The organism is Microbacterium sp. Z11_20 (genome assembly GCF_057197605.1).
The window spans coordinates 304,529-329,668 of the sequence record NZ_JBXVOQ010000006.1 but is presented as its reverse complement, the minus strand read 5'-3'; the positions used below and the strand labels follow the sequence as shown (position 1 = coordinate 329,668).

General features: G+C 71.5%; 26 protein-coding genes and 1 tRNA gene. 14 read left to right on the top strand and 13 right to left on the bottom strand.

Annotated features, from left to right (window positions below):
• Positions 1 to 215: 215 nt before the first annotated feature.
• The 3 genes from AC2DFQ_RS15940 to AC2DFQ_RS15930 form a co-directional block, all read right to left on the bottom strand.
• The gene (locus AC2DFQ_RS15940) at positions 216 to 503 is read right to left on the bottom strand and encodes an iron-sulfur cluster biosynthesis family protein (protein ID WP_484534561.1); all 288 of its coding nucleotides are present in this window, start codon (positions 501 to 503) and stop codon (positions 216 to 218) included.
• Between the two features lie 106 nt (positions 504 to 609).
• Positions 610 to 966 (bottom strand): histone-like nucleoid-structuring protein Lsr2, encoded by a 357-nt coding sequence (locus AC2DFQ_RS15935; RefSeq protein ID WP_484534560.1) that lies wholly within the window; start codon positions 964 to 966, stop codon positions 610 to 612.
• 26 nt (positions 967 to 992) lie between these two features.
• Positions 993 to 1,853, bottom strand: a complete 861-nt coding sequence (locus tag AC2DFQ_RS15930) for a helix-turn-helix transcriptional regulator (RefSeq protein WP_484534559.1) — start codon at positions 1,851 to 1,853, stop codon at positions 993 to 995.
• A 138-nt stretch (positions 1,854 to 1,991) separates the two neighbouring features.
• On the opposite strand from AC2DFQ_RS15930, the gene AC2DFQ_RS15925 reads away from it, so the two are divergent.
• Together AC2DFQ_RS15925 and AC2DFQ_RS15920 are read left to right on the top strand one after the other, a co-directional pair.
• Entirely contained in the window at positions 1,992 to 2,342 is a 351-nt protein-coding gene (locus AC2DFQ_RS15925; protein ID WP_484508672.1) for a DUF485 domain-containing protein, read from the top strand.
• Complete coding sequence (locus AC2DFQ_RS15920; RefSeq protein ID WP_484534558.1) at positions 2,339 to 3,958, top strand: solute symporter family protein; 1,620 nt, start codon at positions 2,339 to 2,341, stop codon at positions 3,956 to 3,958. The genes AC2DFQ_RS15925 and AC2DFQ_RS15920 overlap by 4 nt, the downstream gene beginning before the upstream one ends.
• 66 nt (positions 3,959 to 4,024) lie before the next feature.
• Here AC2DFQ_RS15920 and AC2DFQ_RS15915 read toward each other — a convergent pair whose 3' ends face one another.
• Positions 4,025 to 4,534: a methylated-DNA--[protein]-cysteine S-methyltransferase gene (locus AC2DFQ_RS15915; RefSeq protein WP_484534557.1), complete on the bottom strand. Its 510-nt coding sequence runs from the start codon at positions 4,532 to 4,534 to the stop codon at positions 4,025 to 4,027.
• 197 nt (positions 4,535 to 4,731) lie between these two features.
• On the opposite strand from AC2DFQ_RS15915, the gene AC2DFQ_RS15910 reads away from it, so the two are divergent.
• Both AC2DFQ_RS15910 and AC2DFQ_RS15905 read left to right on the top strand, forming a co-directional pair.
• Positions 4,732 to 8,430, top strand: a complete 3,699-nt coding sequence (locus AC2DFQ_RS15910; protein ID WP_484534556.1) for an AAA family ATPase — start codon at positions 4,732 to 4,734, stop codon at positions 8,428 to 8,430.
• A gap of 19 nt (positions 8,431 to 8,449) precedes the next feature.
• Positions 8,450 to 8,701, top strand: a complete 252-nt coding sequence (locus AC2DFQ_RS15905) for a hypothetical protein (protein ID WP_484534555.1) — start codon at positions 8,450 to 8,452, stop codon at positions 8,699 to 8,701.
• 14 nt (positions 8,702 to 8,715) lie between these two features.
• Here the strand turns inward: AC2DFQ_RS15905 and mscL are convergent, their stop codons facing one another.
• From mscL to AC2DFQ_RS15890, 3 genes are read right to left on the bottom strand one after another with little or no spacing between them, the layout of a single operon-like run.
• On the bottom strand, positions 8,716 to 9,132 hold the full coding sequence (mscL, locus tag AC2DFQ_RS15900; RefSeq protein ID WP_484534571.1) for a large conductance mechanosensitive channel protein MscL: 417 nt from the start codon (positions 9,130 to 9,132) through the stop codon (positions 8,716 to 8,718).
• A gap of 26 nt (positions 9,133 to 9,158) precedes the next feature.
• The gene (locus tag AC2DFQ_RS15895; RefSeq protein ID WP_484534554.1) at positions 9,159 to 9,464 is read right to left on the bottom strand and encodes an FmdB family zinc ribbon protein; all 306 of its coding nucleotides are present in this window, start codon (positions 9,462 to 9,464) and stop codon (positions 9,159 to 9,161) included.
• Positions 9,465 to 9,481: 17 nt separating this feature from the next.
• Positions 9,482 to 10,078: a 5-formyltetrahydrofolate cyclo-ligase gene (locus AC2DFQ_RS15890; RefSeq protein ID WP_484534553.1), complete on the bottom strand. Its 597-nt coding sequence runs from the start codon at positions 10,076 to 10,078 to the stop codon at positions 9,482 to 9,484.
• A gap of 87 nt (positions 10,079 to 10,165) precedes the next feature.
• On the opposite strand from AC2DFQ_RS15890, the gene galU reads away from it, so the two are divergent.
• The 5 genes from galU to AC2DFQ_RS15865 all read left to right on the top strand — a co-directional run bounded on the left by galU (position 10,166) and on the right by AC2DFQ_RS15865 (position 13,823).
• Positions 10,166 to 11,056: a UTP--glucose-1-phosphate uridylyltransferase GalU gene (galU, locus tag AC2DFQ_RS15885; RefSeq protein WP_484508680.1), complete on the top strand. Its 891-nt coding sequence runs from the start codon at positions 10,166 to 10,168 to the stop codon at positions 11,054 to 11,056.
• A gap of 23 nt (positions 11,057 to 11,079) precedes the next feature.
• Complete coding sequence (locus tag AC2DFQ_RS15880) at positions 11,080 to 11,709, top strand: GNAT family N-acetyltransferase (RefSeq protein WP_484534552.1); 630 nt, start codon at positions 11,080 to 11,082, stop codon at positions 11,707 to 11,709.
• A 78-nt stretch (positions 11,710 to 11,787) separates the two neighbouring features.
• Complete coding sequence (locus AC2DFQ_RS15875; protein ID WP_484534551.1) at positions 11,788 to 12,738, top strand: large exoprotein; 951 nt, start codon at positions 11,788 to 11,790, stop codon at positions 12,736 to 12,738.
• 55 nt (positions 12,739 to 12,793) lie between these two features.
• Positions 12,794 to 12,866, top strand: a tRNA-Ala gene (locus AC2DFQ_RS15870).
• Positions 12,867 to 13,097: 231 nt separating this feature from the next.
• Positions 13,098 to 13,823 (top strand): acetolactate decarboxylase, encoded by a 726-nt coding sequence (locus tag AC2DFQ_RS15865; RefSeq protein ID WP_484508683.1) that lies wholly within the window; start codon positions 13,098 to 13,100, stop codon positions 13,821 to 13,823.
• An 85-nt stretch (positions 13,824 to 13,908) separates the two neighbouring features.
• Here the strand turns inward: AC2DFQ_RS15865 and AC2DFQ_RS15860 are convergent, their stop codons facing one another.
• Positions 13,909 to 14,454, bottom strand: a complete 546-nt coding sequence (locus tag AC2DFQ_RS15860) for a TetR/AcrR family transcriptional regulator (RefSeq protein WP_484534550.1) — start codon at positions 14,452 to 14,454, stop codon at positions 13,909 to 13,911.
• A 168-nt stretch (positions 14,455 to 14,622) separates the two neighbouring features.
• Here AC2DFQ_RS15860 and AC2DFQ_RS15855 point away from each other — a divergent pair, with 168 nt between their 5' ends.
• Positions 14,623 to 15,753 (top strand): Gfo/Idh/MocA family protein, encoded by a 1,131-nt coding sequence (locus AC2DFQ_RS15855; RefSeq protein ID WP_484534549.1) that lies wholly within the window; start codon positions 14,623 to 14,625, stop codon positions 15,751 to 15,753.
• On the top strand, positions 15,750 to 16,481 hold the full coding sequence (locus tag AC2DFQ_RS15850; RefSeq protein ID WP_484534548.1) for a ThuA domain-containing protein: 732 nt from the start codon (positions 15,750 to 15,752) through the stop codon (positions 16,479 to 16,481). Before AC2DFQ_RS15855 ends, AC2DFQ_RS15850 begins: the two co-directional genes overlap by 4 nt.
• An 18-nt stretch (positions 16,482 to 16,499) precedes the next feature.
• Here AC2DFQ_RS15850 and AC2DFQ_RS15845 read toward each other — a convergent pair whose 3' ends face one another.
• Positions 16,500 to 17,576: a Glu/Leu/Phe/Val dehydrogenase family protein gene (locus tag AC2DFQ_RS15845; RefSeq protein WP_484534547.1), complete on the bottom strand. Its 1,077-nt coding sequence runs from the start codon at positions 17,574 to 17,576 to the stop codon at positions 16,500 to 16,502.
• Positions 17,577 to 17,721: 145 nt separating this feature from the next.
• Here AC2DFQ_RS15845 and AC2DFQ_RS15840 point away from each other — a divergent pair, with 145 nt between their 5' ends.
• Positions 17,722 to 18,519: a class I SAM-dependent methyltransferase gene (locus AC2DFQ_RS15840; RefSeq protein WP_484534546.1), complete on the top strand. Its 798-nt coding sequence runs from the start codon at positions 17,722 to 17,724 to the stop codon at positions 18,517 to 18,519.
• A gap of 96 nt (positions 18,520 to 18,615) precedes the next feature.
• Here AC2DFQ_RS15840 and AC2DFQ_RS15835 read toward each other — a convergent pair whose 3' ends face one another.
• Positions 18,616 to 19,050: a pyridoxamine 5'-phosphate oxidase family protein gene (locus AC2DFQ_RS15835; protein ID WP_484508689.1), complete on the bottom strand. Its 435-nt coding sequence runs from the start codon at positions 19,048 to 19,050 to the stop codon at positions 18,616 to 18,618.
• A gap of 66 nt (positions 19,051 to 19,116) precedes the next feature.
• On the opposite strand from AC2DFQ_RS15835, the gene AC2DFQ_RS15830 reads away from it, so the two are divergent.
• Positions 19,117 to 19,593 (top strand): YbaK/EbsC family protein, encoded by a 477-nt coding sequence (locus AC2DFQ_RS15830; protein WP_484534545.1) that lies wholly within the window; start codon positions 19,117 to 19,119, stop codon positions 19,591 to 19,593.
• 3 nt (positions 19,594 to 19,596) lie between these two features.
• Here the strand turns inward: AC2DFQ_RS15830 and AC2DFQ_RS15825 are convergent, their stop codons facing one another.
• Positions 19,597 to 20,718, bottom strand: coding sequence for a baeRF11 domain-containing protein (locus AC2DFQ_RS15825; protein ID WP_484534544.1), 1,122 nt, complete (start codon positions 20,716 to 20,718; stop codon positions 19,597 to 19,599).
• Between the two features lie 378 nt (positions 20,719 to 21,096).
• On the opposite strand from AC2DFQ_RS15825, the gene AC2DFQ_RS15820 reads away from it, so the two are divergent.
• The gene (locus tag AC2DFQ_RS15820) at positions 21,097 to 21,960 is read left to right on the top strand and encodes a DUF559 domain-containing protein (protein WP_484534543.1); all 864 of its coding nucleotides are present in this window, start codon (positions 21,097 to 21,099) and stop codon (positions 21,958 to 21,960) included.
• A gap of 353 nt (positions 21,961 to 22,313) precedes the next feature.
• Here the strand turns inward: AC2DFQ_RS15820 and AC2DFQ_RS15815 are convergent, their stop codons facing one another.
• Complete coding sequence (locus AC2DFQ_RS15815; RefSeq protein WP_484534542.1) at positions 22,314 to 24,230, bottom strand: glycogen debranching N-terminal domain-containing protein; 1,917 nt, start codon at positions 24,228 to 24,230, stop codon at positions 22,314 to 22,316.
• Entirely contained in the window at positions 24,227 to 25,135 is a 909-nt protein-coding gene (locus AC2DFQ_RS15810) for a carbohydrate ABC transporter permease (protein WP_484534570.1), read from the bottom strand. Before AC2DFQ_RS15810 ends, AC2DFQ_RS15815 begins: the two co-directional genes overlap by 4 nt.
• Positions 25,136 to 25,140 lie beyond the last annotated feature (5 nt).

Sequence of the window (25,140 nt, the reverse complement as noted above, 5' to 3'; positions counted from 1 at the left end):
ACGGCGCGCACGACGGAATGCCGCCAGCATCCGTGACTCGATCACGCGTCAACAACGTCTTGGCCTCCTACAGCTAGCGGGGGGCCGGACGCTTCGACAGGCTCAGCGACCGGCGCTCGCGCGGCACTGCGGACGCGACCGGGAGACGCGGACGACGCCCCGGGCGCTTCGACAGGCTCAGCCACCGGGGCGTCGTTCGGAATCGAAAGCGAGGGTTAGGGGTGGGCGGAGGTTACGGCGAACTGGACGCCGCCCTCGCCGTCGGCCAGGGCATCGAGGACGCGGTCTTCCAGCACGAGGGCGGCCTCGGAGTCGAGGTAGACGCGGGCGCCGTCCTTCTCGACCACTTCGTCGGCCGGCTCGGGGCCGGGGACGACGGTGAGCTGGAACTGTGAGTCCGGCGCACCGGAACCCTCGATACGGATCCCGCCGTCGGTCACCTCCGGGAACTGCGCGGTGATGGTCTTGACGGCGTCTGTCGCCTGCTCGGTGAGCGTGAGCATGGATGCTCCTTCCGTTGCGGACTGAAGGCAGCCACGATGCCGAGAACGCGCGCGCACCTCAAGTAAAGGGCGCCATTGCCAGGCGATTCCCACCCGGCTCAAAGGCTCAGTGCGCGGCTTCGTACGCTTCCAGAACGGATGCGGGGATGCGGCCCCGCTCCGAGACGGAGAGGCCCTCCTCCTTGGCCCACGCGCGGACGGCGGTGTAGTCCTGCTGTCCGGTGCGGCGACGCGGGCGGTTCCCGGTCATCCCGCCACCACCGGCACCCGGGCGAGACGACACCGGGCGAGCGGCCTCGATGTAGGGCGTGAGCGCGTCGCGGAGGGCGGTGGCGTTCTCGTCGGTCAGGTCGATCTCGTAGGCGGTGCCGTCGAGGGAGAAGAGGACGGTGTCGCCCTCACCCGGCTCGAGCACGGTGCCGTCCAGGTCGTCGACGAGCTGATGCACGATTCTGCGAGCCATGGTGACACCTTACCGAGGGGGGTTGTTCAGGGGAGGATGCCGAGCCGCCGGGCCCGGGTGACGGCGGCGTGCCGGGTGGACGCGTCCAGCTTGCCCATGGCCGCCGCGAGGTACGACTTGACGGTGGTCTCTTTCAGATCCAGCTGCACGGCGATCTCGGAGTTCGTGGCGCCCAGCGCCGCGCACGCGATGACGTCGAGTTCGCGCGGAGAGAGCCGCACCTCCGGTTCTCCCTGCGCGCCGTTCCGGGCAGCGCCGGAGAGGGCGGCCAGCCGCCGCTCCACCTGCGCGAGCCGCTGGCGGAGGCTGTCGTCCTGAATGGATGCGGCGACGCTGCGAAGTTCGGCGTAGCTTTCGCGGAGCTCCTCCTGTGCGGCGGGAGTCAGCGGCGCATCCGAGCGCATGACCGGGAGCATCGAGATGCGGCGGTCGACCTCATCCCGCACCCGCAGCTCGGTAGCGAGATCTTGCGCCACGCGGAACGCGGGCTGGGCGACCACATCGCCCACCGGGGCTTCGGTCCAGGAGCCGCAGTACAGCACGCCCCGTGCCGACCCGGCCACGATGACCGGCACCGCGAACAGGGTGGAGATGCCCTCGCCGAGGATCGCGCGATCGTAGTCGTGGGTGATGGTGCGCGACGTGCGGTAATCCAGGGCGAGCCGGGGGCGCTTCTCGACGAACGCGCGACCGCCGAGCCCGCGGTTCTCCCGCACGACCAGGCCTTCGATGCTGCGCGTCCTGCCGCCGGCGATGGAGGTGACGTGGATGGCGCCGTCACGCTCGAGGCCCCCGAACGCGACAGGGAAGCGCGTGCGGCGGGCGAGCTCTCCGACGGCGTGCGAGACGAGATCTGCCTGGTCGGCCTGGGCGGTGGTGGCTCCCACGAACTACCTACTTCCGGGGGTGACGGCCCCGTCGCCGCCTTCGTAGCGTCGACCCTATCACCGGGCACACCACGGCGCCGGGTAATTATTGCAATCCGGAGCGCGCCGTGTTCCGGGCCAATGAGGCAAGGAGGCCACATGTCGGACCCGCGTACCGATGCCGCACCAGGCGCCATCGACTACATCGCGGTCGAGGAGTCCCCGCCATTCCGAGAGCTGAAGCGGCGCCAACGCAGCTTCATCTTCCCGCTCGCGATCGCGTTCCTCGTCTGGTACTTCGTCTACGTTCTGCTCTCGTCGTTCGCGAGGGATTTCATGTCGCAGCGGGTGATGGGCGACATCACCGTGGGTCTGCTGTTCGGGCTCGGTCAGTTCGTGACGACCTTCGCGATCACGATGACCTACGTCTGGTACGCCAACCGCAAGCTCGACCCGCGCGCGGAAGAGATCCGGGAAGAACTCGAGCGCGCTGAGGAGGCCCGGTCGTGAACGAGGTATTCGGAGCCGTCCACGCCGCGGCGCAGACCGTGGAGAACAACCCCATCCTGAACATCTCGATCTTCGGGGCGTTCGTCGCGGTGACGCTGTTCATCGTCATCCGCGCCAGCCGCAACAACAAGACCGCCGCCGACTACTACGCCGCCGGGCGCTCGTTCACGGGGCCGCAGAACGGCTTCGCCATCTCCGGCGACTACCTCTCCGCAGCATCCTTCCTCGGCATCTGCGGCGCGATCGCCATCAACGGATACGACGGATTCCTGTACTCGATCGGGTTCCTCGTCGCGTGGCTCGTCGCGCTGCTGCTGGTCGCCGAGATGATGCGCAACACCGGCAAGTTCACGATGGCCGACGTGCTGTCGTTCCGCCTGAAGCAGCGCCCCGTCCGGATGGCCGCGGCCATCACCACCCTCGCGGTGTGCTTCTTCTACCTGCTCGCGCAGATGGCCGGAGCCGGCGGGCTCGTGTCGCTGCTCTTGGGGGTCAGCGACACCCTCGGGCAGTCGATCGTCGTCGCGGTCGTCGGCCTCCTCATGATCGTCTACGTGCTCGTCGGCGGGATGAAGGGCACCACCTGGGTGCAGATCGTCAAGGCGTTCCTCCTCATCGGCGGCGCGCTGGTCATGACCGTCTGGGTCCTGGCGATCCACGGCTTCAACCTCAACACGCTGCTCGGGGCCGCGGTCGATAACTCGGCGAACGGTGAGGCCATCCTCGGCCCGGGCCTGCAGTACGGCGCGAACCCGTGGGACTTCGTCTCGCTCGCCCTCGCGCTCGTCCTGGGCACCGCGGGCCTCCCGCACGTGCTCATGCGCTTCTACACGGTGCCCACCGCGAAGGAAGCACGCCGCTCGGTGGTGTGGGCGATCTGGCTGATCGGCCTCTTCTACCTGCTGACGCTCGTCCTGGGCTACGGCGCCGGTGCGCTGGTCGGGGCGGAGACGATCGCCGCCGCTCCCGGTGGCGTGAACTCGGCGGCGCCGCTCCTCGCCCTGCAGCTCGGCGGGCCGATCCTCCTCGGATTCATCTCCGCGGTCGCCTTCGCCACGATCCTCGCCGTGGTGGCCGGGCTCACGATCACGGCGGCGGCATCGTTCGCGCACGACATCTACGCCAACGTCATCAAGAAGGGCAACGTGCCCCCGGATGGTGAGGTCAAGGTCGCCCGTCGCACGGTGATCGTGATCGGCGTCCTCGCGATCCTCGGTGGTATCGGCGTGCAGGGGCAGAACGTCGCGTTCCTCGTGGCCCTGGCCTTCGCGGTCGCGGCCTCGGCGAACCTGCCGACGATCCTGTACTCGCTCTTCTGGCGCCGCTTCAGCACGCGCGGCGCGGTGTGGAGCATGTATGGGGGCCTGGCCGCCGCGATCATCCTCATCGTGCTCTCGCCGGTGTTCTGGGGCACGCCCACGAGCGTCTTCCGCGACACGGGCGTGGCGATCTGGCCGTTCAACAACCCGGGCATCGTGTCGATCCCGGTCGGCTTCTTCCTCGGCTGGCTGGGCACGGTCACCTCGAAGCGGGGCGCCGAGGATCCGCGTCTGGCTGCCGAGATGGAGGTGCGCTCGCTCACCGGCTTCGGGGCCGAGAAGGCGACGTCGCACTAGCGCGGTCGGGTGAGACCGAGGCCCCGGAACTCTCCGTTCCGGGGCCTCGGCTCGTCTCGGAGCGGCCTACGCGCCCGAGCCCTGCTCGAGGCGGAGGAGGTACTCCTTCGCCTCGGGATGCCCCCCGTACTCGCCGATCGTGCCGTCGGAGCGCACGACGCGGTGCACCGGGACGACGATCGAGAAGGGGCTCGTCGCACACGCCGTGCCGACCGCACGCGCGGCTCCCGGGGAGCCGGCGACGATCGCGACCTCGCCGTACGCCGCGGTCTCCCCGTACGGGATCCGGCAGATCGCCTCGAGCGCGGCTCGCCCGAACCCGCGGGTGAGCCGCCAGTCCAGCGGCAGGTCGAACTCCTGCCGCTCGCCGGCGAAGTACGCATCCAGCTGCGCCGCCGCATCCGCCGCCGCCCGGTCATCGTCCTCCGGCACCGCGCCGAGGAGCCGCACGAGCTGCTCCCGCGCGCCGGGGAGGTCGTCGTGCACGACCTGCAGGCTCACGAGGCGTTCGTCGGCGTACGCGAGGAGCATGTCGCCGACGGGGGTGGGGTGCACGGCTGCGGTGAAGCGGGTCATGGAGACATCCTGGCCGCTCGGTCCGCTGCGGCGAGCGGGGAGAGCCCACCCTGTGCACGGATGCGGTGACAACGGGCCTGGGGAGGAAGACCCGATGGCGCGGCGTGTCTGGCGAATCGTCCGAAACCCGCGCGGGATGCCGAGCAGCGGGCCCTGCCGCGCCTACTGTGGCTCGTGTGTGGCGAGGAGATAACGCCGTGATCGGCGAACAGGACAGAGACGCCGCATCCGTGAACCCGGGAGATCTGGGTGTGGCGGAGCCCGGTGTGACCGTGCGGCACGTCGCCGACCCCGAACGGGATCGGCTGCGCGCGGAAGCGGCGACCCTCGGCGGGCGATCGACGCTGCTGCGCTTCGACGACGCCACCGATGCCGGCATCGACATCACCAAGGCCCACCCCGGAAGCCTCCCGCAGTTCATCACGGGGCGATCCACGCTCCTGTCCAACCTCTTCCGCGACGAGGTGGCGCTGCGCTCCGCGCGCATGGCGGCCGAGCGCATCACCGCCAAGAACGTCGAGCTGCGCACCTCCCGCGGCATCGAGCCCGTGCACCTCGCGGTGGGGCTGGCGGAGTGGAAGATCGGCGGCGCCCCGTGGTCGGCGCCGGTGCTGCTCCGCCCGCTCGCGATCCGCCGGCACCACGGCGACTTCGAACTCAAGCTCCACGGCACGTTCTTCCTGAACCCGGAGCTGGCCCGCGCGTTCCGCGGTCACTTCGGCATCCCCATCGACTCCACGGCGCTCGCCGGCCTCGCGTACGACCAGGGCGTGTTCAAGCCGCAGCCGGTGATCGACCACCTGCGCGCGCTCACCCGGCACCTGCCGACGTTCATCGTCCACCCGCGCCTGGTGATCTCCTCGTTCGCCGACGTGGGCTCGGCGATGGCGCGCGACACCGCCGACCTTGACCACATCGTCCTCAACGCCCTCGCCGGTCACCCCGACGACCGCTCGCGCGTGTCGGTGCGACGCGCCGATCCCGTCGTGACCAGCGCGGATGAGCGGTCACCCGCATCCGACACCCTGCTCCTGGACGCCGACGCCGAGCAGGAGGCCGTGCTCGCGCGGATCGCCAGCGGACACTCCCTCGCCGTGCACACCCTGCCGGGCACCGGCGGCACCCAGACCGTGATCAACGCCGTCGGCCAGCTCGTCCAGGCCGGCAAGCGCGTGCTCGTGGTGAGCGCTCGCCGCTCCACGCTCGAGGGCATCCGCCATCGCCTGTCCGGGATCGGCCTTCCGGGCCTCGCCGTCTCGCCCACGCATCTGCGGCGCGACCTGATCCGCGCGATCGGCCGCAACGAGAAGGCCGAGCAGCCCAAGGTCGCCGAGATCGACGACGCCCTCGTGCGCCTGCGCACAGTGCTCCGTGACTACCGCGGGGCGGTGACGGCGGAGCATCCCTCCCTCGGCGTCTCGGTGCTGGAGACGCTGCGCGCGCTGACGAAGATCGCCGCGCTCTCGCCCGCGCCGTCCACGAGCGCCCGGTTCGATTTCGCCACCCTGGAGCGGCTCGCGAATCGCCGCGCCGAGGCATCCGCGGCGCTCGCGGCGGCCGCACGGCTGGGGGAGTTCCGCTTCGGCCCCGACGACTCTCCGTGGTACGGGGTGTCGTTCACCCGCACCGAGGATGCACGCGCCGCCCACCGGCTCGCGGGCAAGCTCCACCGCGAGCACGTGTCGAGCCTCCTCGAGCGCGGGTACGAGCTCATCGCCCAGACGCGGATGCGCCCGTTCCACACGATCTCCGAGCTGGGGGAGTACCTCCGGCTCCTCGGCGGCATCCGCGACTCGCTCGACCGCTTCAGCCCCACGGTGTTCGAGCGGCCCCTCCTCGAACTCATCCAGGCCCACGCGCCCCGGCGCGACGCCCCGAACATGAGCGGCCCGAACCGGCGCCGCCTCAAGCGGCTGTCGCGCGAATACGTGCGCCCCGGCGTGCACGTGCCCGACATGTACGAGGCGCTCATGCGCATCCAGCAGCAGCGCACCGAGTGGCAGCGCGTCGTCGAGGCCGGTGTCACGCCCGAGGTTCCGCTGGGCCTGGCCGACGTGTCGGTGGCGTGGCAGCGCGCCGACGCCGAGCTGAGCGAACTGGACCAGATCCTCGGACGCTCCGGCTCTGATCGCCTGGCCGCGATGCCCGTGCAGCGGCTTGTCCGCACGCTTGCGGGCCTCGCCGCCGAGTCGGAGTTCTTCGACAACCTGGTCGAGCGCGCCGAGCTGCGCTCCGAGCTCGCGCACCTGGGCCTGGAGTCGCTCCTGGTCGAGATGTCGGTGCGGCACGTTCCAGAAGACCGCGTCGGGCAGGAGCTCGAATTCGCGTGGTGGCAGTCGGCGCTGGAGCACTTCCTCCGCACCGACCGGGCGCTCCTGGGCGCGAACACCACCGTCGTCGACCGCCTGGAACGCGACTTCCGTCTCGTCGACGAGGCGCACGCCGCCGCATCCGGTCCTCTCCTCGCTGCGCACCTGGCGAAGCAGTGGCGGATCGGGATCGTCGACGAACCCGGAGAAGCCGCCGCCCTGAAGGATGCGCTCAAGCGTGGCCTCACGACGCCCCGCGAACTCGCCTCGGCCGCGCCGAGGCTGCTGAACACGCTGGCGCCGGTGTGGCTGGCCTCGCCGTACGAGGTGCCGGAGATCCCCGACGAGCAGCCCTTCGACGTCGTCATCATCGCGGATGCTGCCGCCCTGTGCCTCGCCGAAGCCGTACCCGCGATCCGCCGCTCCCGGCAGATCGTGCTGTTCGGCGACCCGGTGACCCAGAAGCCGACGCCCTTCCGCGTCAGCGCGACCCTCGCCTCCGACGACACCGAGGACGAGGTGCCCTTCGACAGCGTGTCGGTGTTCGAGCGCCTCGCCGAGCTCCTCCCGGTGGCGACCCTCACCCGCAGCTACCGCGCGGGCGGCGAAGACCTCGCCGAGCTCGTCAACGACGCCTTCTACGGCGGCGAGATCGTGTCTCTCCCGTGGGCCGGTTCGTACCTCGGCCGCGGCAGCCTGAGCGTCGACTACGTCGAGGGCGGCACCGGAGCTCCCGATCCGATTACCGGAGCGGTGGAAAGCCCCGACGCCGAGGTCGCCCGCGTGGTGACCCTCGTGGTCGAGCACGCCGTCAACCGCGGCGCCGAGTCGCTCATGGTCGTCACCGCCAGTGCGCGCCACGCCGAGCGCGTGCGCGCGGCGGTCGAGTCGGCCTTCGCCGGGCGGTCGGATGTGGCCGACTTCGTCTCCCGCGACACCGCCGAGCCGTTCGCGGTGCTCACGCTCGAAGAATCCGTCGCCGAGAGCCGTGACCGCGTCATCTTCTCCCTCGGGTTCGGGCTCACCAAGCACGGCCGCGTCCTCAGCGACTTCGGCGACCTGTCGACGCCGGACGGCGAGCGGCTGCTGACCGTCGGCATGACCCGCGCGCGCCGGTCGATGGTCATCGTGTCGTCGATCCGCCCCTCCGCGTTCGACGAGGGCCGCCTCGAGCACGGCGCCGCCACGCTCATGAGCATCCTCGGGGGCCTTGCCGCTCGCGGGCGCGATGCGCGGTTGGAAGACCTGGCCGATCCGCTCACTCTCGCCCTCGCGCGGGAGCTCCGCCGCCTCGGGCTCGCCGTCGACGTGCACTACCGCGGGCTCCTGCCCCTCGTGGCGCAGCACGGCGGGAAGGCCGTCGTGGCCGAGAGCGACCCGGAGACCGCGGCCGACTCGCTGCGCGAAACGCTCCGGCTGCGCCCGCAGACCCTGCGGCGTCTCGGATGGCACTACGTGCGCGTCCACGCCTTCGACCTCTACAGCGACCCCGCGTCGGTCGCCGCCCGGATCGCGGCGCTCCTGGGCGTGCAGCCCGACGGGCCGACCGCCGACACGGCGACGCAGCCCCTCGACCTCGGCCACTGACCGCCGGAGCACGTCCTTGATGTCACCGACTGACCGCCAGCGGATCGAACGGGTCCCGGGCGCGCGCCGGGCCAAGCTCACGCCCGCTCCCGGCACGGCGGCCGAGCCGGTGCCCGCGGACGAGCGGGCCGATGATTCCGCCGCGGGTGCGCCCGGCGGGGGTGCGGCCGCGGGTGGTGCGTCCGCCCGGGGTGCGGCCGCCGCATCCGCGGGTCAGCAGCGCGGCCCGAACGACGAGCAGCTGCGCCGCGACGTCCCCCCGCACTACTGACCCGGGCGGGAGGGTCAGGCGCGGGGCTGCTTCTCCAGCAGGTCGCGGATCTGGACGAGAAGCTCCTGCTCGGTGGGCAGGTTGGGCTCGTCGCCGGCTTCGCTGACCCCGGCGCGGGCGGCGGCACGCTCCTTGATGCGGTTCATCGGGTAGACGAACACGAAATACACCACGGCGGCGACGGCGAAGAAGCTGATGATGGCGCTGAGGAGCGAACCGAGCGGGAAGGTGACTTCCTGGCCGTAGATCCCGGTGACTTGCGGGCCGAACTCCCCGGCCGCATCCGCCTGGTAGAACAGCGCCACGAGGGGATTGATGATCGACGTCACCACGGCGTTGACGATGGCCGTGAACGCGGTGCCGATGACGACGGCGACAGCGAGGTCGATGACGTTTCCGCGGAGGATGAACTCCTTGAAACCTCTGATCATGGGGTGCTCCTTCTCCGGGGGGACGGTCATGAGCCCGACGGTGCCGGAGCGGCCGGGCTGCTCTTGCTCGACGATTCCGAGGAGGAGGATGACCCGCTACCACTTGCGCTTTCCGAACTACTGGAGGTGGAGCTGTCCGAGCCCTTCTTCTCCGCCGCCCGCGAGTCGGTGCGGTAGAAGCCCGAGCCGTTGAAGGTGACGCCGATGGAGCCGTACTCCTTGCGCAGCTCGCCCCCGCACACGGGGCAGACGGTCAGCGTCGCGTCGGAGAACGACTGGACTTCGTCGAATCGGTGTCCGCACTGCTTGCAGGCATACGCGTAGGTGGGCATGGGGGCTCCTCGGGAGTTCAGCGGGATGCGGCAGAAAAGGTGAGCGTGCGAGTCGGGGTGACGATGCCGGTGACCGGCTGATCGTGCACGTCGCGCGGCACGTCGTCGACGAGCTCGGAGTCGAAGACGACGGCGTACACCGGCGGGCAGTTCTCCATCGAACCGATCGTCTTGTCGAAGTATCCGCGGCCCCATCCCAGCCGCATCCCGGTGCGGTCCACAGCAGCGGCGGGGATGACGAGGAGGTCGACGTCGTTCACGGCGATCGGGCCCAGCACTTCGCCGACCGGCTCCGGCATCCCCAGCAGCCCCTCGGTGATGTCGCCGCCGGCGACGGCCACGGCCCAGTCGAGCAGGCCGTCGGCGCGCGTGATGGGAAGGAGCACGCGGATGCCGCGGCGCACCGCCGCATCCACGAACGCACGGGTGCCCGGTTCGGTGGGGGTGGACAGGAAGCACGAGAGGGAGCGGGCGCCCAGGCGCTGGACGAGATCATCCAGCTGCGCGCGGACGCCCTCGGCGGCCTCTTCCCGGGCGCCGTCCGACATCATCTGGCGCCGCTCGCGCAGGTCGGCACGCAGGGCGCGCTTGGCCTGTTCGATGGAGTCCGGCATGGTCTTGATTGTAAGCGGGCCGGGCAGACCCCTCGGCGTAACGTTCTCCTCCCACGGAGTTCATGATGGTCCGGCTAACCTGTCTTCATGTCGCATAAGCCCTTCAAGGCCGTCATCCCCGCCGCCGGACTCGGCACCCGCTTCCTTCCCGCCACCAAGGCGATGCCGAAGGAGATGCTGCCGGTCGTGGACAAGCCCGCGATCCAGTACGTCGTCGAGGAGGCCGTCGCCGCCGGCATCCAAGACGTGCTCATCATCCTCGGGCGCAACAAGAACAACATCGCCAACCACTTCGACGCGATGCCGGAGCTCGAGCAGAAGCTCCGCGCGAAGGGCGACGAAGACAAGCTGGCCAAGGTGGAGCACTCCTCCGACCTCGCCGACATCCATATGGTGCGCCAGGGCGAGCCGAAGGGGCTCGGTCACGCGGTGCTGCGGGCCAAAGCCCACGTGGGCGACCACCCGTTCGCGGTGCTGCTGGGCGACGACCTCATCGACGAGCGCGACCCGCTCCTGGCGAAGATGCTCGAGGAGTACCACAGCCGGGGGGCCACCATCATCGCGCTGATGGAGGTCGACCCCGCGTCCATCCACATGTACGGCGTGGCCGCGGTGGAGGCGACCGACGAAGACGACGTGGTCAAGGTCACCCAGCTCGTGGAGAAGCCTTCGGCCGAGGATGCGCCGTCGAACCTCGCGATCATCGGCCGGTACGTCCTCGGGCCCGATGTGTTCGAGATTCTCGAGCACACCGAGCCCGGCAAGGGCGGGGAGATCCAGCTCACCGACGCGCTGCAGGAACTCGCCCAGGGTGCGGGCGACGGGGGCGGGGTGTACGGCGTGATCTTCCGCGGTCGCCGGTACGACACCGGCGATAAGGTGGACTACATCAAGGCCATCGTGCAGCTGGCCGCCGACCGTGACGACCTCGGCCCCGAGCTGCGTCCCTGGTTCAAGGAGTTCGCGGCGGGACTGTGACGCCGCTCGAGAGAGGGAATGGGATGGACCTGTCGATCCCGCGACGGCACGGGGCGATCTCCATCCGCCTCGTGCGCAACCGCGACGCGCGGGTGCTGCAGGACGAGCTGCTGTCCAACCGCCCCTGGCTCCGGCAGTGGGAGGCGACGAGCCCCGACGGGCCGGTGTCGTTCGACATGCGGCTGGGCGTGCGGCGGCTCCTGCAGCAGCACCGTGACGGCGCCGGTGTGCCGTTCGTCATGGAGTACGACGGAGAGGTCGCCGGTCAGCTCAACGTGTGGGGGATGTCCCGCGGCTCCCTCGCGTCGGCGGCCATCGGCTACTGGGTGAGCGAGCGGTTCGCCGGCCGGGGGATCACCCCCACCTCCGTGGCGCTGGCGACCGACGTGTGCTTCGACGAACTCCGGCTGCACCGCATGGAGATCTGCATCGTGCCCGGGAACGCCGCGAGCCTCCGCGTCGTGGAGAAACTCGGGTTCCGCTACGAGGGCCTCCGGCGCAGGTACATCCACATCAACGGCGACTGGCGCGACCACTACTCCTTCGCCCTGGTGCGGGAAGAGGTCCCGGAGGGCGTCCTGGCGCGGTGGGTCGAGGGCCGGGTGCCCCCGGATGCGGCGACCGTGCCGCCGTCCGATCGCCTGCCGGCCTGAGAGCCCCGGCCCCGATTGCTCGGCGACACGCGCGCCGGGTGCGCGGGTGCACGGCCCCGCGTCGCATAGCTTTAGCGCATGGGTGGGCAGGTGTTGGGCGGTGGCGTGATCGTCGCCGTCGCCGTCGTGCTCTGGCTCGTCTACCTTCTGCCCTCGTGGGCCAGCCGCTACCAGTACACCTCCGCTGAACGTAACGCGGTGCGCCTGAACCAGGCCCTGCGCGTGCTCGCCGAAACGAGCGAGACTCCGCGCGAGGTGCAGCTAGAGCTGAACGCCCGCACCGCGCTCGCGCAGCAGCGCCTCGCCCGCCGTGCGCAAGCCGAGCGTGAACAGGCCGACCTCGCCGTCGCCCGCGCCGAGCTCGAGACGGCCAAGGAGGAGAGCGCCACCGAGCGCGAACTCGCCCGCGCCGCCCGTGCCGAGGCGATCGCCGCTGCTCGCGCCGAGCGCGCCGCCGTCCGGCAGCGTCCGGCGCTTCGCCGTGTACGGGCCCGGCGGCGGCTCCGCCTGGCCGCCACCGTCGTCGCCGTCGCGGCACTGGCGGTCACCGGCTTCGGCGTCTGGCAGTATCTCGCCGTCGCATCCTCGGCGCTGATCTGGGCCGGGGGGACCGCGTTCGTGACGAGCATCCTCGCGCTGCACCGGATGTCGCGGGTCGCCGCCCGCGCCGCCGTGCGCGAAGAGCCCGCCGTTGCCGTCGCCGAGCGCGTCGCCACCGTGATGCCCGATCTCGCCGTCGGCCGCGAACGCTCGGCCGCGTGGACCCCACGCGAACTGCCTCGCCCCCTGGCCTCGTCCACCGGGTCGCGCGCCGCGGCCGTGCTCGACGAGCAGGAGGCTCGCGAAGCGCTGCGCGTCGCCGCGCGCGCAGAGGCCATCCGCGATCTCGCACAGCAGAACCAGCCGCCCTCGATCGACGACGCGCGCGTCGCTCGCGCGTCGGAATTCAGCCGCATGGGCTACGTCGACGACGCCGAGATCGAGGCGCACGTGCGCGGCCTCCTGTCGCGCCGCGCGGTCGGCCAGTAGCCCCTCCCGCGGCGCGGGGCGAGCCGCCCGCCGTGATAATGTAGCGGAGGTTCAGGGGCCTGTGGCGCAGCTGGTAGCGCACCTCGTTCGCATCGAGGGGGTCAGGGGTTCGAGTCCCCTCAGGTCCACCGAAACAAGGAACGCCCCCGCTGGTCGGGGGCGTTTCTCGTCGGTGGGTGCAGCATCCCGCGACCGGCCATCCCGCGTCGGAACGGGTAGCCGTGGCGCTTGACGAACATCAAGGCCCCAGACGTCGTGTGCGTGCGTCGAGTCTTCAGGGAGGCCGCCTCGGGTGAACAGTTGATCTCCGCTCGGCGGGAGCGGCCCGCCGGCCGGCGGGGCGTTATAGCGTCGTCGTCATGACTCTGCTCACCTCCGCCCCTGTCACGCAATATGCCGTGCTCGATGCGCTGCTGGCGGGCGCGTACACCTCCGGGATCGACGCCGCAGACGCTCGCCGGCTGGGGGATTTCGGCATCGGATGCTGCGATGGGCTGGCCGGCGAGGTGGTCATGCTCGACGGCGAGCTCTACGAATGCACGGACGAAGCCGCGCCCCGTGCGATGACCGACGACGAAGCGCTGCCGTTCTTCGAGGTATGCGAGTTCCCGGATGCGGCGGCCGAGCCGGTGGCAGCCGCCGACCTGGCGGCGTTGACGGCCGTGGTCGAGGAACGCCTCGTCAGCCGCAACCTCTTCCACGCGGTGCGGGTGGACGGCGTGCTGGCGGCGGTGCGTATCCGCGTGCCGCGTCGCCGGGAGGCGCCGTTCCGGTCACTGGCCGAGGCCACGCGCGACCAGGTCGAGACGGTCCTGGAGGAGCGGGCCGGAACGATCGTGGGGTTCTGGGCGCCGGAGATCTACCAGGGAATCGCCGTCGCCGGACTGCACCTGCACTTCCTCGCCGCTGACCGGCGCGCAGGCGGCCACGTGCTCGAGGTCAGGCTGGCGACCGGCGAGTTGCGGATGTCGGCGTTCTCCCGCTTCGATCTGCGCCTCCCCACCGACGAGGTCTTCCTGCGGACCCCGCTCACCCACGCCGAGGACGGCCACATCGTGGCCATGGAGGGCGGGGTCGCGCGCTGACCGCGCCGGGCGCCGTCGGGCGCCGGTCCGCCGTCGGGTGTCGTCGGGCGCCGTCGGGCGCCGTCGGGCGCGAGGGGGCCGTGGGTCAGGCCGCCAGCCCCCGCAGCAGGGCGTCGCACGCGAAGTCCGCGTCATCCGGGGCAGGCCCCAGGTTCGACACGGTCGCGAGGAGGCCGTGCAGGTGGGCGACCACTCGGCGGCGGGTGACGTCGGTTCGAAGGACCCCGGCGGAGTAGGCGCGAGTGAGCAGATCGTCGACGCCGGTTTCGAAACGGCGGAGGAGTTCCCGCGCGTCCGCGCCGGCGTGGTCCGCCGTGACGTAGGCCGTCAGCGCCGGGTCGCGCTCCGACCGGACGACGCCGTGGAAGAACCCCCGCACCGCCTCGGCGGCATCGGAGACCTCCGACGCCTGTTCGGCGAGATCGACCAGGTCGACCAGCCGCGCGGTGCCGAGACCCACGAGCAGGTCTTCACGCGTGGGGAAGTGCCGATAGAGGGTCGCCACGCCCACCCCCGCGCGCGCCGCGAGGGCGTGCATGCCGGGGAGGGTTCCGAGTTCCGTGTACATCGCCTGCAGCGCATCCAGCAGCGCCTCGCGGCTACGCACCGCATCCCTTCGAGTCGACGCCATGCGGGCTCCTCTCGCCGGTGCCAGGGTATCCGGACTCATCCGTCCATTTCGTTCGCGGCCCCGGTGGGATCGCCTGATTTCGCGCCGGTGGGGGACCCCTGTGCTTGACTCGAAGGGCGTCGCTCCCTCGGGCGCCGCTGAGCGCCTCATCCAACCCCCGGAGAGTCCATGACCCTGGCACCACCCGATCGATCCACCACTCCGCTGCGCGTCGGCGTCGTCGGCCTCGGCTGGGCGGGTCAGCAGCACATCGCCGCGTACACCGCGCACCCCGACGTCCGTCTCGTCGGTATCGCGGGCCTGGAAGCGGATGCGCGGCGCGAGCTCGCCGGGCAGTTCGACGTCGAGGTCGCCGTCGCCGACTGGCAGGAGCTCCTCGACAGCACCCCGCTGGATGCGGTGAGCGTCGCCGTCCCGACGTTCCTGCACGCGCCGATCACGGTGGCAGCGCTGGAGCGTGGCATCCATGTGCTGTCGGAGAAGCCGATCGCCCGGAGCGCCGCGGAAGCCGAGGAGATGGTGTCGGCCGCGCGGCGGGCGGGCCGCGTGCTGCAGGTGGCGTTCAACCACCGCCTGCGCGGCGACGTCCGTGCGCTCGCCGCCGAGGTCTCCTCCGGCGCCCTCGGCCGGATCTACCACGTGCGCGCCTCCTGGCTGCGCCGCTCGGGCATCCCCACCCTGGGAAGCTGGTTCACGAGCAAGGAGCTCGCCGGCGGTGGTCCGCTCGTGGACATCGGAGTGCACATGATCGACGCGGTGCTCCACCTCATGGGCGAACCGAGGGTGCTCTCCGCCTCCGCGGTGACGCATGCCGAGTTTGGTCCGCGTGGTCTCGGGGGCCCGGATGCGGCGCCCGGGGGCAAGCAGTTCACCGGGTCGGCGTTCGATGTCGAAGACTTCGCGACGGTGCTGCTGCGCCTGGAGGGCGGCGGCTCCATCACCCTCGACACGAGTTGGGCCTCGTATCGCCCGAGCGGCGATGAGTTCGGCTTCGTCCTCTACGGCACCGAGGGGGGCGCCGAGCTGCGCGTGGTCGACTACGCCCCGGCGACGGATGTCGCGCTCTACGCCGGCACGGCCGAGGCGGTCTCCGATCGGGTCCTCCCCGGCGGCACCCCGGCCGGACATCAGGGCGTCGTGGACGAATTCATCCGCACCATCCGGACCCCGTCCCTGTGGGCCGCCAGTGACGGCAGCGTGGCCGCACGCCGGGCCGCGATCATCGACGCCTGCTACCGGTCGGCAGCGGAAGGCCGAGAAGTCGCGGTCGAGCAGATCGAGATCGGAGCACCCGCATGAGCGCGATCCGCGTCCTCGTCTGGAACGAGGGAGAACACGAGCGACACGACGCCGCCGTGCAGGAGATCTACCCGGACGGGATCCACGGGGCGATCGCCGAGGGCCTCCGCGACCTGTTGGGCGGCGAGGTCGAGGTGCGCACGGCCACGCTGCGTGACCCGGAGCACGGCCTGTCGGAGGAGGCGCTCGCCGCGACCGACGTGCTGCTGTGGTGGGGACACATCGCCCACGACCAGGTCGACGACGCGATCGTGGAGCGCGTTCACCGGCACGTGCTGTCGGGAATGGGACTGCTGGTTCTGCACTCGGGCCACTTCTCGAAGATCTTCATCCGGCTCATGGGCACGACGTGCTCGCTGGCCTGGCGCAACGACGGGGAGCGCGAGCTCGTCTGGACCGTGGCGCCCGGCCATCCGATCACCGAGGGGGTGGAGCATCCCATCACCATCGACCGGCAGGAGATGTACGGGGAGTTCTTCGACGTGCCCCAGCCCGACGAGCAGATCTTCGTGTCGTCCTTCGCCGGCGGCGAGGTCTTCCGCTCCGGTCTCACCTACCGGCGCGGGCGCGGGCGCGTGTTCTACTTCTCACCCGGCGACCAGGAATACCCCGTCTACCACCACCCGCAGATCCGGCGGGTGCTCGCCAACGCCGTGCGGTGGGCGCACCCGGGGGAGACCCCGCGGGTGCTGCCCGCCGTCACCAACCCCGCGCGCACGCACGGGTAGCGCTTCGCGCGGAGCGGTTCAGCCGACGAGCGCTTCGCGCGGAGTTCCCGTGCTGAGCCGCTCGGCGGCGAGGGCCTCGGCCGCGGCCAGCGGCGTGACGCCGCGCGCGTCTGCTTCGTCGAACACGCGCCGCACGGTGTCGCCGATGGCCGTGACCCGCGCCATGATCTGCGGGCGGTCGCCGAGACCTTTGTCCACGGCGTCGAGGTAGATCACGCCGCCGGCGCTGGCGACGAAGTCGGGCGCGTACAGGATGCCCCGGGCGGCGAGGCGCTCGGCGCCCGAGCGCTCGGCGAGGGGGTTGTTCGCCGGCCCGCATACCGCTCGCGCATCCAGGGCGTCGATGACCTCGGCGGTGAGGAGGCCGCCCAGCCCGGCGGGGACGAACACATCGGCCGCGACGAGGTGCTCCTCCCCGGGCGCGACCCACGTCGCGCCGAGGTCGGCCGCGAGGTCGCGCTTGGCCGGGTTGACGTCGGTGACGTGCAACTGAGCGCCCTCGGCGGCCAGGCGCACCGCCAGGCGGCTCCCGACCTGACCGAGCCCGGAGATCGTGATGCGGCGTCCGATCAGGTCGCCGGAACCGGTGACGCGCTCGAGCGTCGCACGCAGCGCCTCGTAGATGCCGACGCTGGTCGGACCGGCCGGCTCTCCCGAGCCTCCGGCGGCATCCGGGAGGCCGACGACCCACGCCGTGCGTTCGCGGACGACGAGCATGTCCTCCGCGGTCGATCCGACGTCTTCTGCGGTGCGGTACAGCCCGCCGAGCGACTCGACGGCGTCGCCGAGGTCGAGGAAGGCGGCGCGGCGCCGTTCCGCGTCGAGCATCGTTCCCTCGGGGAGGCCGATGACGGCCTTGCCGCCGCCGGCATCGAGCCCCGCGGCGGCGTTCTTGAGCGTCATCGCCGCGGAGAGGCGGAGGACATCGCCCAGCGCCGCACTCCAGTGCGGGTAGGCCCACAGGCGCGCGCCGCCGAGGGCGGGACCGAGCGTCGAGGAGTGCAGGGCGACGGCGAGGAACAGGCCGCTGCGCTGCCCGGTCCTCACCTCCACGCGCTCGTGGGTGAAATCGGGGAGGGGCAGGGCAGGAGTCATCGTTGATCCTCTTCCGGCGGGCCTCGTGGGCCGTGGGGTTTCGGATGCCGCGGGTGTGCGGCATCCACGACCATTGTGCCCGCGGTCCCAGGGAAGCGACAGGGGGCGAGGGGGCGGCCGCAGGTTCGGCAGGTAAGGTCTGCGCATGGCAGTGCACTCACATGATTCGGTCGTTGCGAACACTCCTGCAGGACGGAGGATCGAGAACTCCATCGCGTACCTTCTGCCGCGGCTGCGGGAGGGCATGTCACTCCTGGACGTCGGATGCGGCCCCGGCGACATCACCGTCGCCCTGGCCGAACGCGTGGCCCCGGGGCGCGTCGAGGGCGTCGACACCTCCGAGGAGGCCCTGCAGGTGGCGCGGGAGCTGGCCGCCGGCCGGGGCGCGGACGTGCAGTTCACCCTCGGTGACGCGTATGCCCTCGACGCGGAATCCGGCGCGTTCGACGTCGTGCACGCGCATCTGATGCTGCACCACCTCGAGCGGCCCGTCGAGGCGATCCGCGAGTTCGGCCGCGTCGCCGGGCGGGAGGGGCTCGTGGCGCTGCGCGAATTCGACTTCGGCGGAACGCTGTGGTTTCCCGAGGTGCCCGCGCTGGACGAGTGGCTCGACCTGTTCCTTCGGATCCGGCGCATGGTCGACGGCGATCCGGCGGCGGGGCGGAAGCTGCTGGGATGGGCGCAGCAGGCCGGCCTGAGCGACATCGAACCCTCCGCCTCGGTCTGGCTCTTCGCGACGGCGGACGACCGGTCATGGTACGCGGACCGCTGGGCGCAGCGCGCGATGGAGGGGGACTTCGCGCAGCTCGCGCTGGAGCACGGACTGGCGAGCCGGGAGGATCTCGTGCGGATCGCCGAGGCGTGGCGCACCTGGGCTGCCGCGCCCGACGGGTGGATGGTCATTCCCCACGCCGAGATCATCGCCCGCGGTATCTCGGGCTGATCCGACTCGGCCGGCCGATCCCGCCAGGCCTGGACGCCTCGCCAGGCGTGGCCGCCTCACCCTAGGGAGGGACGCCTCAGGTCAGGCCGCGCCGCCTCACCAGGTCTGGAGAGTCTCCGGCGTGAAGATGATCGCTAGCGGGAAGGCGGCCAGCAGCTCGTCCCGCGGCCGGCCCGAGTGGGCGATCGCCTCGGCGTACTTGCGGTCGTACGCGTCGCCGAAGTCGGTCACCCACGTCGCGGTATCGCGGTCGGAGATCTCCGCGGTGCCGTTGAGGATGACGACCTCGCTGCCGAAGGGGCCGCTGTCGAGGTGGATGAGCACGGGCGAACCGCGTCGCACGTTCGCAACCTTCGCTTTGTCGGGCGCGCTGAACACGAAAATCTTGCCCTCGTGCCAGAAGAACCACACCGGAACCGCGCGCGGGCGGCCCTCGGCATCCACGGTGGTGAACCAGGCGATGATGCGCTCCTGGAGAAGGCTCAGCGCCTTCTGATGCGCGGCATTGTCGGGGCGGAACACGTCGGACATGGTGCCTCCTGTCGCTCGTGACCCCGATGCTACGCCCGGCCGCCGCCACCGCCCTAGGGTGGATTCATGGCCGACGACCTGCCCGCCCGTAGCCGCCTCGTCGCCGACCGCTTGAGGGAACGGGGCATCCTCGGACAGATCGTCGTGCTGCCGGATGCGGCATCCACGGCGGCCCTCGCGGCAGCCGCGCTCGGAGTGGAGGTGGGGGCGATCGCCAACAGCCTCGTGTTCTTCAGCGACGGCGAGCCGCTCCTCGTAATGACCAGCGGCGCGCACCGGGTGGACACCGCCGCGCTGGCCGAGCGAATGGGCCGCCGGTCGATCGGCCGGGCGACGCCCGAGCAGGTTCGTGAGGCGACCGGACAGCCCATCGGCGGCGTCGCACCGACCGGCCACCCGGCGCCGCTGACGACGATCGTGGACGAAGCGCTCGCCGCTTACGCCGAGCTGTGGGCGGCCGGCGGCACCCCGCACACCGTCTTCCCGCTGACCTTCGAGGAACTGGTGGATTTGACCGGCGGCGCCGTGATGAAGGTGGACTGACCGTCAGGCTCCGGTCGGTGACGGCACGGGGAAGCGCAGCAGCGCCGCCACCGGCGATCCGTCGGTGAGTTCTTCGCGCGGTACCGCGATCACCTTTCCGCCGGTGCGGAGCACATCGGCAGCCAGGTCGAGGAGGAGGAACGGGGCATCCCCGTCGCCGGCGTGCACGAGGCCGAACTCGTCGACGATTCCCGAGCGTTCCGCATCCTGATCCAGACGCAGCTCGTCGATCGCGGCGGCGGCGGCCGCGGCGGCGACCTGCGAGACGCGGGAGGTCGCCAGCCCCTGAGCACGGAGCGTGCCGAACCGTTCCTTCCACTCCGAGACCCGGCGCTCGTGACGAGCGCGCAGCGCCTCGCGCGCGCGGTCGGCGAGGTCCTGGTCCGCGAGCGATTCCGGATGAGCCGGAATCTCGTCCTCGAGGAGCAGGGCGTGCGTGTTCTGTGCGCGATACGCAGGACGGAGGTCGTCCGTGACCGTGAGGATGAGCGGAGTTCCACGCGGGACCACGGCGGTCACGGCCTGATCGACGGCGCGGCAGAACCGCTCGCGTTCGGGGCGGTCGCCATCGGAGCCTTGAGCGGCGTCACGGTCCATGTGGCCGTCGTTGGAGGTGTGCTGCAGCATGAGGGCGTGATCGTCCGGCAGCACCAGGGGGTGCTCGGTGACCGCGCCGTCGGGCGCGATCTCCGTCAGGCGCACGAGCCCGCGCGACAGCTGGAGGACGAACGCGGTCGACGCGTCCGAGCGGGCGCGTAGCAGCATCCGGGTGTCGAAGCGATCGGCGACGGAGACCTCGTCGGTCACCTCGAACGGGAGTCGGAACCACTCCAGCCGGTCCGCGTCGGCCAGGATGAGCATGGCCTGGGACTGGTGGGCCCAGACCTCGTCGTCCTGCAGCGTCTCGCGCAGCCGCTCGACGATGGCCGACCGCGCCTCGCGGGGCAGATCCAGGGCATCGAGCCGGCGCTCGGCTTCGTCGATGGCGTCGCGCAGGGCGATGCGGGCCCGCTCGTGATCGGCCGGCCGGGGCGAGGAACCCACCAGCAGGCTGATGCTGCCGGGGTGGCGCGCCTCGATGAGATTCAGCAGGTGTGCGTCGTCGGGGAGGTCGAGGGGGAGCATGCCCCGAGGATAGGTGCGGCGCGGGCGGCCGGGCCAGGGTCTTGCGGCCGGCCGGGCCCCGGTCCTACTGTCCCGCCCCGCGTGGGGCCTGCGCGCGCGGGGCCTCCCGGCGCGACCTCGCGGGCGGCGCGGCAGCCTTCCGGCGGCCGTTCCGCGTTCAAAACTCAGGAGATCCGGGTGTTTCGACCCCCTTCCGGGCTCTGTCCTCGGCGTGTCTCCTGAGTTTTGAACCATCACCTCCGGCCATGTCTCCTCCCCAGGGGGCGGGAGCGGTGGCCCGTTCGGCCATGTCTCCTCCCCAGGGGCCGCAGCGGTGGCCGCATCCCCAGATTCCCGCCGGTAGCCGTGGCGACGGCCTGGGCGGAGGAGGGTGACGCCATGCCCTGGGATGGTCGGCCTCTCACCGTCGCCGCAGCGCCGGCGCCGTTCGCCCGCTCTCGCGCCGATCTCGTCGCCGACGGCTGGACCGGCCGCGTCATCACCGCGGCGGTGCGGCGCGGCGACCTGGTGCGGCCACGCAACGGGGTGTACCTCCTCCCCTCCGACGACCCCGACCTGCGGACGGCGGCTCGGGTCGGCGGGCGGCTCACGTGCCTCTCGGAGTTGCGTCGACGCGGGGTCTTCGTACTCGGCCTCTCCACGGTGCACGTCCACCTCCCCGCCAACGCGGGGCGCATGCGGAACGCGGGTCAGGCCGTGCATCGTCACTGGGACGTACCGGTTCGGCAGCCGCATCCGCGCTCGTGTGCCGTCGAGCCGTTCGATGCGGTGCTGCAGGCGGTGAGGTGTCAGGAGCCGCGCGGGGCGGTGGCGACGCTGGACTCGGCGCTTCGGCTCGGTGTGCTCCGCGACGACGAGGTCGATGAGCTGTTCGCCCGCCTTCCTCGTCGCTACCTCGTTCTGAGGGGGCTACTGGATGCTCGCGCCGGCAGTGGGGCGGAGTCCTTGCTGCGGCTTCTTCTGCGCAAGCTTGGATGCTCCTTCGAGGTGCAGGTGGAGATCCGCGGGGTGGGGCGGGTCGACTTCGTCGTGGATGGGTGGCTCATCATCGAGTGCGACAGCGAGGAGCACCACTCCGGCTGGGACGCGCGTCGCCGCGATCTGCGCCGCGACCAGGCAGCAGCGGCCCAGGGCTACGGCACCTACCGGCCGATCGCGGAGGACATCATGTGGCACGCCGACGAGGTGCTCGCCGCACTTCGCGGCCTCCTCGCGAGCCGGCCGGCGCCGCGTCGCCGCTGAGCGCTCGGCCGCTGGGCCGCGCGCGGCGCGGTAGGCCCGGGTGCAGAACTCAGGAGTGACGCAGGTGTCATGGCCGGTAGTGGGGCTGAGGGGCGCGGATCTCCTGAGTTTTGAACGGGGGAGAGGCGGCAAGGGGGAGCGGCGGTACGGGCAGCGCCCCCCGGAGGCGCCCCCCGGGGCTGCGTCGCGGAAGCGGCCGCGCGGCAGCGATCCGCCGCGCCCCCGGGCCGCGGGGCCGGCCGAGGGTGCAGAACTCAGGAGTGACGCCGGTGTCATGGCCGGTAGTGGGGCTGGGGCGCGCGGATCTCCTGAGTTTTGAACGGGGGGGCGGCAAGGGGGAGCGGCGGTACGGGTCAGCTGCTGGCCAGCGCCTGCAGGCACGTCACGGCCGCCGCCGCCGACCACGCCTGTGGGCGGCAGGCCGCGGGGTACGGCGTGGGCACGGAGGTGTCGGCTGCCGCGTCGCCGGAGTGCAGTTCGGGGACGCGGTAGCCGTAGCCCTCCGCGGTGTCGAGGAGCTCGTCCACCACGGCCCGGGCGGCCTCGCCGAGCCCCGCCCGCAGCATCCCGTGCACCGCGATGGCGGTGTCGTGCACCCACACGCTGCCGCCGTGGTACGACAGCGGCCAGAAGCCGGCGGCCCCGGTCGACATGGTGCGGATGCCGTAACCGCTCGACATCGTCGGACCCCGCAGCAACTCGGCGATGGCCGCCTCTTCGTCGGGCTCGAGGATGCCGGTTCCCAGCAGGTGCCCGATGTTGCTGGTCAGGGTGTCGACGGGGTTCTTGTCGCGGTCCAGGGCTACGGCGGGGTACCGCCCCTCGGGGGTCTCCACCCAGTACGCCGCCGCGAAGCGGGCCTTGAGATCCGCCGCCCACCGCCGCAATCCCGCCGGGTCGTCGGTGTCGTCGCCGAACGCCTCGAGCAGCGCCGCGCCGCCGAGCGCCGCCTCGTGCGCGTACCCCTGCACCTCGCACAGCGCGATCGGCCCGGCAGCCAGCGTCCCGTCGCGCCACTGGATGGAGTCGCCGGAGTCCTTCCAGCCCTGGTTGGCCAAGCCGGTGCCCAGGCGGTCGATGTAGTCGAGGAACCCGTCGCCGTCGCTGTCGCCGCTCTCCCGCATCCACCCGAGCGCCCGCCGCAGCGCCGGTAGTAGGTCGCGCACCTCCGCCTCGGGCATGCCGGCCCGCCAGGCATCGGCGAGGAGGCAGATCCACAGCGGTGTCGAATCGACGCTGCCGTAGTACCGCGGCGGGAGGACGATCCCCTCGCCGGGCAGCTCGATCGCCGACGCGCGCAGTTCGTGGAGGATCTTCCCCGGTTCCTGCGCGGTCGCGGGGTCATCGACGGTGCCCTGCAGGTGCGCCAGCACCCGGAGCGTGGATGCGGCGATCGCCGCGTCCAGCGGAAGCACCAGGCGCGCCGCCCACAGGGAATCGCGCCCGAACAGCGTGAAGAACCACGGCGCCCCGGCGGCGAAGAAGTCGTCGTCCGGCGCATCCGGGAGCGCCAGGCGAAGGGCGTCGAGGTCGCCAAGGGCGACCTCGAGCCACCGCCCCAGCCGCGGGTCGGTCGCCGACGCGGCGGCCGCGGCGGCATCCCACCGGCCGGGGGTGCGAGCCGCCTGCACGACGAGCGAGTCGTCGTGCAGCTCGAGCGACCACTCGACGGCCACGGTGCCGCGCGCGGGCACGTCCACCGGCCAGGTGACCAGGAGCGCGTCGCCCTCGGCGACCACCCGGGCGCCGGCGGCGGCGACGACGAAGGAGGCGGTGCCGGCCGTCACCGTGGCAGCCCCCTCGGCAACGGTCACCTCGGCCTCTCGCGGTGCCTCGACGCCGGATTTCACCTCGTGCAGCAGCGCGAAGTCGGGCACGACCCGCAGGGTGAGCGCCGTCGAGAGCGGGGAGCTCAGGTGGGATCGCACGGTCAGGGTCTCGACGACCCGGCCCGCGTCCACGTGCCGATCGCGCTCCACCCGCACCTTCGGGTCGGCCTCCACGTCGTCCAAGCCCCGGACCAGGCCGCCGAAGACCACGCGGGACGGACCGTCGGGGGCGACGGAGATCCACTCGATCGCGGAGCCCGCGCAGGAGAGCTCGAGCGCGCGGACATGCCGCACGTCGCCGTGGTAGATCCCGTCGATCGCGGCGGCGCCGGCGTCGCCTCCTGCGCGCGACCACACCTGGGTGGGGGCGCGCAGGGCGATCACGGCATCGGAAAGCAGGGGCTGCAGCGGCTGCTGCGCGCCCTCGTTCTCGCGGGTCATTCCTTGACGGCTCCTTCGCTGGCGTTCATGATGCGGCGCTGGAAGATGAAGAACATCACGGCGACGGGGATCGTCATGATGGCCGCGGCCGCGAGCTTGATGGGGTACTGGCTTCCCTGGCTGAGCTGTCCGCTCGCCAGCGAGGCGACGCCCTTGGTGAGGGTGGTGAGTTCGGGCGATTGGGTGGACACGACGAAGTGGCTCAGCTCGTTCCACGACCCCTGGAACGACAGGATGACGATCGTGACGAGCGCCGGGCGTGCCATCGGCAGCACGACCGACCAGAAGATGCGGAAGGCGCCGGCCCCGTCGATGCGGGCCTGCTCCTCGACGGACGGCGGGATGGACTCGAAGAAGTTCTTCATGATGAACACGCCCGCCGCATCCACCAGCAGCGGCAGGATCATGCCCGCGTACGAGTCGTAGATGCCGAGCTGGTTGATGACGAGGAACTTCGGGATGAGGAGCACCACGGTGGGCACGGCCATCACCGCCACCACGGCCGCGAACACGATCCCGCGCCCGCGGAAGCGCAGCCGCGCGAGGGCGTAGCCGGCGAGCGAGGCGAAGAACACGCGGCCGAGCGTGACGAAGATCGTCACGATGGCGGAGTTGGCGAACCACGTCGGGAAGTCGGAGCGGAGGAACAGCTGCTCGTACGCCGCCGTCGTGAACGTGGTCGGCACGAGCGAGATGGGGTCGACCGCCGCATCCGAATCCGTCTTGAACGAGGTCGCCACCTGCACGAGGAACGGATAGATGTAGATGAGGGCGAGGGCCGCCAGCGCGAGGTAGAGCACGACCTGCCATGCCGCGGTCTTGCGGGGGAGGCTGCGGCGGCGACGCGGCGGTCGGCCGCGGTCGCCGCCGGTGAGGCGCTGCTCGACGAGCACGTCGGCTTGCATGCCGG